Raw genomic sequence first — 7,336 nt, 5'->3', positions numbered from 1 at the left:
ACAGATATTTTAAAAACGCCATCCAGTCCCCTTCAAACAGCCGCGCGCTCATCAGGACCAGATTTCCCGTCATCGCGTTGGCGAAAACTTTTCCGCGCTCAAAATACGTATACGCATCCTGCAGTCCTCCGGAAAGCGTTAAAAATGCCACTGTCCAAAGGGATTCCGACATCTGTTTCTGTGATGTTTTCAGTTTCAATTTGTTCGCCTCGTCTTTACCCATTCCTGCCCGCACAAAGCCAATACGATGTTTGCGGGCGATTTTGCCTGAAAAACGAATCGATCCGTTTATTCGCTTCGATTTGTTTTCTTTTTCCCTGTAACTATAAAAGGCTTCAAAAGACAAACCTATTGAGATACCTGTCCTTATCCGAAGACAGCGTTTTCAGCAATGCAATGCGATACCGGACTCTCCCGTTTTCGGTGATCTTTTTCTATCTGCGTCTTCTGAAGACTCTGCTTTTTTGACGGCTTTGGATCTTCTTCGAGGTCGAATCCGACGGAAAAAGTCGACTTTCCATTTTCATCGTCTGTCTCGTTTTTCGTATGAACAGACAGGAGGTGAGACCATGCGCGATCTTTGCCGGCTGCTGCTGTCTCTGGCGATGGAACGGGAAATCACCGACATTCATTTAGAGCGCAAAGGAAAAGGACTTCACCTCTTCTTTCGAACGGACAAAGGGCTTGAAGAACTGGATCAGGACATTTTCCCGCCGGAGTTTCTGGAGTATCTGAAGTTCCTTTCCGGCATGGATCTTTGCCAGCCCAATGAACCGCAGTCCGGCGAATTTACGATGACGGTTTACGGAAAGAAAGCGCAATGCCGCTTTTCTCTGCTTCACGCTCAGGATACGCAAACCGGGGTAATCCGTCTTCTCCATTCGGCCAGACACTTTGCGCTTGAAGATCTCAGCTCCTGCAAGGAAGCAGCAAAACGTCTTGAGCGCTTTACGCAGACCGATCGGGGTCTGATCATTTCCTGCGGTCCTACCGGATCGGGAAAATCGACGACCATTCACGCGCTGCTCCACCGCATTCTCGAAAAGCGGCCGCTGAAAATCGTGACGATGGAAGATCCGATCGAAATTCAGGAGCCGGACATGCTGCAGATTCAGATCAATCCAGGCCGAGGCGTTACGTACCAGCGCACCCTCGAAGAACTGCTCCGCCAAAATCTGGATGTTCTTTTCATCGGCGAATGCCGTTCGGAAATCGCTGCGAAAATGACCGTTCGCGCTTCCCTCACCGGCCATGTCGTCTATACGACTCTGCACTGCGGCAGCGGCCTGGAATGCCTTTTGCGCCTGCTCGATCTCGGTGCAGACGAGCAGGATCTGCGCAGTGTACTGAAAGGAATTTTTGTCTGCCGCCTTTTACGAAACGGCGATCAGAAGGAGTGTGTTTATGAAATCTGGAATGAGGAAGACGTCCATCGCCTCTTCGAAGAAAAAGAAAACGCCCGTCCGGGACTTTCTTTTGAAGCCTGTCTTCGCCCCGAAGGGGATGCCGGTTCTGGATGAAAAGGAAATGGATCTGTTTTGCCTGCTGCTCAAAAGCGGGCTGACGTTTCCCGATGCCCTGTCTCTTTCGTTTCAATCCCATGCAGAAATTGAAAAACGGCTTGAACAGGGTATTCCGTTTTCGCAGATCGTCCGTTCACAAAAAGAGCGGAACATGAAGCAGCTTGGTGTTCTGATGGAAATCTTCGATCTTTCCCTGGCGCTCGAATTTCACGAACAGCTGCGCAAAGCGCGAAAAACGCTGCATGGAACGCTCCTGAAAAAAAGCTGCTACCCACTCTTTCTCATGGCGTTTGCGAGCGGTCTGGTCTGTTTTTTTGCCGACAGCATTCTTCCCTCCCTGCTTGGCGAAGGCGGGTCCTCTTCCCTTTCCTTGCTGAATCTGCTGAAGCTGGTTTCCCTGCTGTTCTGGATCGCCGTTTTCATCGGTGTCGTTGCCGTCGGCTGGATGATCACGTTTCCGCAGGCGGCTTCCCGGATTTCGCCGCTTCTGTTTTCCATTCCCCTTTTAAAGACGTTTTCGTCCATGGAATGCGCCGTCGTCTTTGAATGCGTCCAGAAAGCATCCTTGTCCACAAGGCAGGCCAGCCGTCTAATTCAGGAATCGGGCTGTTTTCCTTTCGCGCAGATTTTATGGCAAAGCTGGATTCGAGAGATTGAAGCGGGAAAAAGTCTGGAAGCGTGCATACGCAGGGAAAGACGGCTGGAAGATCGGTTTATCCGCTTTTTTGAAATTGGTCTGGAAACAAGCCGTATGGAAGAGATGATGCAGGCGTATCAGCAGGGTCGTCTGCTGCTTTTTGAAAAGCAGCTCAGTCAGTTCAGCCGTTATCTTCTCTATGCGGCCTATGGCTTTGTCGGGATTCTGGCAATCAGCGTCTATCAGATCATGCTGGAGCCGTTAAGCATGCTGGAAGGGATATAGATCCGTTACAGGAAGATATTCGGGTCTTCCATACATAGATGCACCCTGTATGAAGCAGACTGCGCATGACTGGATCGCTTTGAACAAATCCTAAGGCAAAAGCGAACGCCAAGCCGGAATCAAACGCAAAAGAAAAAGTCCGCAGAGCAGGCTCTTCAAAATCAAATCAGATCAGGTTGTACATCAGATACGGGTTATGCGTTTTTTCCTGTTCGAGCGTGGTCGATGGACCATGACCCGGATAGACGACATAATCCTTTTTCAGCGATTTGAGAAAGTTCAGCGAATCGCGCATCTGGCTGACGGATCCGCCGGGCAGATCGGTACGGCCGATGGAGCCTTCAAACAGGACATCGCCGGTAAACAGGTTATCTCCGATTTCGAGAATCGTACTGCCGATCGAATGACCTGGCGCATAATACGCCGTAACGCCGAAGGTACCGATCAGATTCTGACCTTCTTTGTAGGCAACCGGTTTCGCCTGAAGCGTCAGATGCGGAATGCCGACAAACGAAGCGGAAGCATTCTTTTCCGGCTGGGACAGAAAGTCGAGTTCGGCCGGATTGACGTACACATCGACGTTGAACTCTTCAAGCAGCGTATCGATCGCGCCGATATGATCAAAATGAGCATGTGTCAGACAGATGGCATCCACTTTCACATTCAGCGCGCGAACCATCATGGCGATTTCGCGGCCTTCATCACCCGGATCGATGATCAAAGCGTGTCCATGATCGGAAACAATATAGCAGTTGGCCTGTACGGGACCAACGGGTTTGCAGATTACTTCCATAACTGTACCTCCCTGGAATTTTTCCTTCTTCATCATATGCTTTTTCACCTGCAAAGCTTAAACGGATGCCGTAAAAGCGAAAAAACGACTACATAAAAGGATGCCGCTTGGGCATCCGTCTGTGCAATGGACACGGCGCGGGAAAAGGATTCCCGGATGAAGATCCAGTGCGATTACTTCTTTTCTTTGTGCTCAGTCATTTTGTTGCATTTCGGGCAGTATTTCTTGATGGTCATACGTTCCGGATGCTTTTTCTTGTTACGGGTACCGATGTAGTTTTCATCGCCGCAAACCGCGCACTTGAAAGTGATACGATCTCTCACGCTGTTTCCTCCTTACATTCCTGCCGATTATAGCACAGAAAATTGAGACGAACAATAATTCCTGAAACAGCCCCGATGGGCGCGCCAGAGCGGCAATCCCATCGGGGCTGTCAGTTGATTCAAATTAATTTATTGGGTTTGCTGAACCCGTCTACTGCGCCGCCGAATCGCCGCTCTGTACGCGGTTTTCCGGATACAGGTTGAAGTATTCCTGCAGGACCGGACCTACGACGTTATTGGCGCAGATGTTGGCTGAAAGCGACTGGCTGTTGATCGAAGACGTCGGTGCCGAGCACGCAAAGGCGACGCTCGGTTTTTCCACAGGTCCATAACCGACCAGGTTGGCCGTGGTCCATTCGCCGACTTCGGCTGTTCCTGTTTTCGCCGCCATGTTCTCATCAAGATTTTTAAGCGGCTTGAAGCAGTTCTCATCCGCGACGCAGGCCTGGAAGCCTTCCTGAACGCGCTTGAGATGGCTGGCGTTCTTTTCGTCGAGTTCGTTTTTCAGAACGACTTCGTTCAGATCGAAAATTTCGTCGCCGCCCACTTCCTTGGAGTACTGGTAAAAGCGCGGCTGGAACAGTTTGCCGTCTGCGGCGATTACCCCCGCATACTGCATCAGCTGCAGAGGAGTATACGTATCGAGCTGACCGATCGCGTAGTTGATGACCATGTTGGGTGTATTGTTTCCCGCTGCGAAGACGGTCACTTCATTGGGAACATCGAGACCGGTCATATTGCCCAGTCCAAACTGCGAATAGTAATTGCGCATCTTGTTGAGCGTTCCAGGAACATCGACGATATTGAGGGCTTCGCCCGGTACATAGTTATACCCGCCAAGACGCATCGCGATCTGGAACATGTAAACGTTGGACGAAACCGAAAGCGCCTGCACATCGTTTACCGGACCGTGTTCGGTGTAGGAGCCGAAATTCTGTCCGCCGATGTTCATGACTTCATCGACAATGACTTCGCCTTCCTGCACAACGCCTTCGGACTGTCCCATGTACACCGTAGCGCCTTTTACGCAGCTGCCCGGGTTGATCAGCTGGGTATAGTTGCCGGACGCGTAATAGGAAAGCTGCCGGGTTTCCGGATCCATCTGATAGCCGGAAAGGGCCAGCACATCCCCGGTCTGTGGGTTTTCCATGCACATGAACAGCGTGTAGAAGTTTTCACGGTTTTTCGTTCCGCCGTACGCCTGCAAAACGGATTTCAACGTTTCATCGAGCTTGAGCTGCAAGTCGATATCTACAGACAGATAAAGATCATGCCCCTTCTTTGCCGGCTGGAGAATCTGCTTATGCGCAAGACCGTTGGAGTCGTAGGTGATTTTGGCGATTTCATCGGTACCGCTGAGCAGATCGTTGTACTGCAGTTCCAGACCGGATTTGCCGACCTGGGCATTGTACTGATAGCCCTTAGCCAGATATTCGTCCGCCAGCGAGTCTGGAAGACCTTCGGTGGACGTCGATACGGATCCGAGAACATCACTGAGCGATTCGCCGTACGGATATTCGCGTTTCCAGCCGCCAAAGTCGATGTCAAAGCCGGGAAACTCGCTTTTGTGTTCAACGAGATAGGCGCATTCTTCATCGTCCGCGTCTTCGGCAATGACTGCCGACTGACCGGTCGACGAACTCTGGGCCATACGGTTATAAATGGCTGCGGCCTTCAGAGCACGCGCGTCAGCCTGATTGATGGTTTCCTGCGTCATGGCACCTAACTGAATCTGCCGAAGCTGACTGGATGTCATTTCTCCCGCATCGTACGTTGCTCTCTGTTCTTCATTGAGCAGATCAAGACCGTCGTAATGCGGATCTTCGGGATCGAGGAGCGTTGTGTACTGCAGGTACGCGTCCTTGATTTCCGCATTGGTGAAGTCGTCCATCTCAATATGGAACACTTCGCCCATACGGTCGGCGTAAATCATCATATCGGTATACGTAGCGTTCTGCGGTGTCGTATAGACGATATTTTTACAGGCAACCGTTTTGGCGAGCACACGTCCTTTGGCATCGTAAATCTGACCGCGCGGTGCGGAACTGTACTGTTTAATGGACGTATAGTCGTCCTGCTTTTCGAGATAGGAATTGTGATGAATCGCCTGGATATCCACCAGACGCACAAACAGACTCAAAAACAGAGCCACAATGACGATGGATAAAACCAGAATTCGATTGGAGACCAGTCGGCTGATCCGGCTGCTTTTTTCTTTGGATTTTGAGCTTCTGCGTTTTCTCATTTTTTCCTCCTTTCCAGTGGGTGCGAACCAAAAGGCAATCGGCATGGAATGCCGGCTTTTCAATTCACTTGGATTTATCGGACAGGATCCTCAATCCGGATCCTTTTTCGCTTATATATTTCTTATTTTATTTTTCGCTTATTCGAAAATTTTGCGTCGTCCATGTTCCAGTCTGAACATTTGGATTTTTACTTTACTCCGTTCTTCTTAAACGGGAATAAAAAGCCGTCTGCATAAACTGGAGCGGGTTTCGCGCTTCTCATTATAGCAGAATCGATTTGTGAAATATACGTATCATTTAACTATTTGCGCTTATCGGTTCGCGCCGAATACCCACAAATTTAAAGCATTTTGCACCAGCGAAAAGCCAGAGAAAAAGAGGGAAACCGGACGTCTTCGGTCTTCCTCTTTCGTGTGCATTAAAAGAACAAGGGAAATAAAACAGGGTTCTATTCGATTGGCTTCTGGTAGAAGCTGCCGTAAAACGATACGGTTCGATAGACGTTGATCAGACAGTGCGGATCCGCCTTGATCAGTGCACGGGTCAGCTCCGGCAGTTCAAAAGAAGAAACAACGGATTCACAGATGTAGTACGTTTCACCTTTGTACGCGCCCTTGCATTCGATGATGGACATACCGTGACGAACTGTTTCCATAAACGCGTCGACAACCGGTTTTGGGTCCTTGCACGTAATCTGCAGGGTCATGCGCTGATAGCGTTTGTACATCTTGTTGATGACGGTCGTGGACAAAAACTGGAAGATGATGGAATACGCGCAGTAAATCCAGCCAAAGGAGAAACCGTAGGCGATATACATCGCGACGTTGAAATAGAACACGATGTTAAAGATCGAACGGTGAATCTTGTTGGATACGTACTGGGCGATAAAGTCGGTACCGCCGGTCGAGCCGCCGGAACTTAACGCCAGAGAAATCGAGAAGCCCCAGAGAATGCCGCCAAACAGCAGGTTCATCATGATGTCGTAAAATAACGGTTCAAAGCTGAAAATTTCCAGGAACATGGAAACCAGAACAAACTGAATGGCCGAAAGGAGAACAAAGCGCTTGGAAATGGCGCGCACGCAAAACGCGGCGACTGGAACGTTCAGGAGGATAATGAGTAAAGAGACCGGCAGATTCATCCCGCCAAGCGAGGCGACACGGCTGATAAACAGCGCAATACCGGTAAAGCCGCCGGAAATCAGGTTGCAGGGATCCATGAAAACCTGCATGACATACGTCTGCAGCAGCGCAGAGAGAATGATTTTGATCAGGGAAAACAGAAAGCTCAGCGTTCGGTTGCGGCCAAGATTCTGTTCAAATTCTTCGATCAGATGATACATGTCAGCCTCCTTGATATTGATTTGAAACCACTGCCGCCAGATTTTGAAGCTCTGGTGCAGACCGGGCTTCATGCATTATAAGACAAAGTTTTCTTTTTGGAACAATCGAAGCGAAAAGAGCTTCCTCTTGCCAAGAATTCCAGCAAATCCGCAAAAAACAAATCCAGAAAGAATCCCCTGCTCACTT

7 protein-coding genes are annotated in these 7,336 nt (G+C 49.8%); 2 read left to right on the top strand and 5 right to left on the bottom strand.

Going from position 1 to position 7,336, the window contains the following annotated elements; all coding sequences use genetic code 11:
* A partial coding sequence (locus tag ACLUYS_RS02630; protein WP_412658945.1) for a YoaK family protein occupies positions 1-199 on the bottom strand: 199 nt, incomplete at its 3' end.
* Positions 200-569: 370 nt separating this feature from the next.
* Here ACLUYS_RS02630 and ACLUYS_RS02625 point away from each other — a divergent pair.
* Positions 570-1,520, top strand: a complete 951-nt coding sequence (locus tag ACLUYS_RS02625) for an ATPase, T2SS/T4P/T4SS family (protein WP_230267916.1) — start codon at positions 570-572, stop codon at positions 1,518-1,520.
* Positions 1,504-2,445 (top strand): hypothetical protein, encoded by a 942-nt coding sequence (locus ACLUYS_RS02620; protein ID WP_412658944.1) that lies wholly within the window; start codon positions 1,504-1,506, stop codon positions 2,443-2,445. Before ACLUYS_RS02625 ends, ACLUYS_RS02620 begins: the two co-directional genes overlap by 17 nt.
* A 166-nt stretch (positions 2,446-2,611) precedes the next feature.
* Here the strand turns inward: ACLUYS_RS02620 and ACLUYS_RS02615 are convergent, their stop codons facing one another.
* The 4 genes from ACLUYS_RS02615 to ACLUYS_RS02600 form a co-directional block, all read right to left on the bottom strand.
* Complete coding sequence (locus ACLUYS_RS02615) at positions 2,612-3,274, bottom strand: MBL fold metallo-hydrolase (RefSeq protein ID WP_289068832.1); 663 nt, start codon at positions 3,272-3,274, stop codon at positions 2,612-2,614.
* A 137-nt stretch (positions 3,275-3,411) separates the two neighbouring features.
* A complete protein-coding gene (rpmG, locus tag ACLUYS_RS02610) occupies positions 3,412-3,561 on the bottom strand; it encodes a 50S ribosomal protein L33 (RefSeq protein ID WP_230267913.1) in 150 nt (49 codons plus the stop codon).
* Positions 3,562-3,712: 151 nt separating this feature from the next.
* A complete protein-coding gene (locus ACLUYS_RS02605) occupies positions 3,713-5,806 on the bottom strand; it encodes a peptidoglycan D,D-transpeptidase FtsI family protein (RefSeq protein WP_412658942.1) in 2,094 nt (697 codons plus the stop codon).
* A gap of 449 nt (positions 5,807-6,255) precedes the next feature.
* Positions 6,256-7,149, bottom strand: a complete 894-nt coding sequence (locus ACLUYS_RS02600; RefSeq protein ID WP_288339013.1) for a YitT family protein — start codon at positions 7,147-7,149, stop codon at positions 6,256-6,258.
* Positions 7,150-7,336 lie beyond the last annotated feature (187 nt).

Origin of the sequence: Allobaculum sp., assembly GCF_047010065.1 — a bacterium.
Classification (GTDB): Bacteria; Bacillota_I; Bacilli_A; order Erysipelotrichales; family Erysipelotrichaceae; genus Allobaculum; species Allobaculum fili.
The sequence above is the reverse complement of the archived record's forward strand: the minus strand, read 5'-3'. Positions and strand labels throughout refer to the sequence as shown.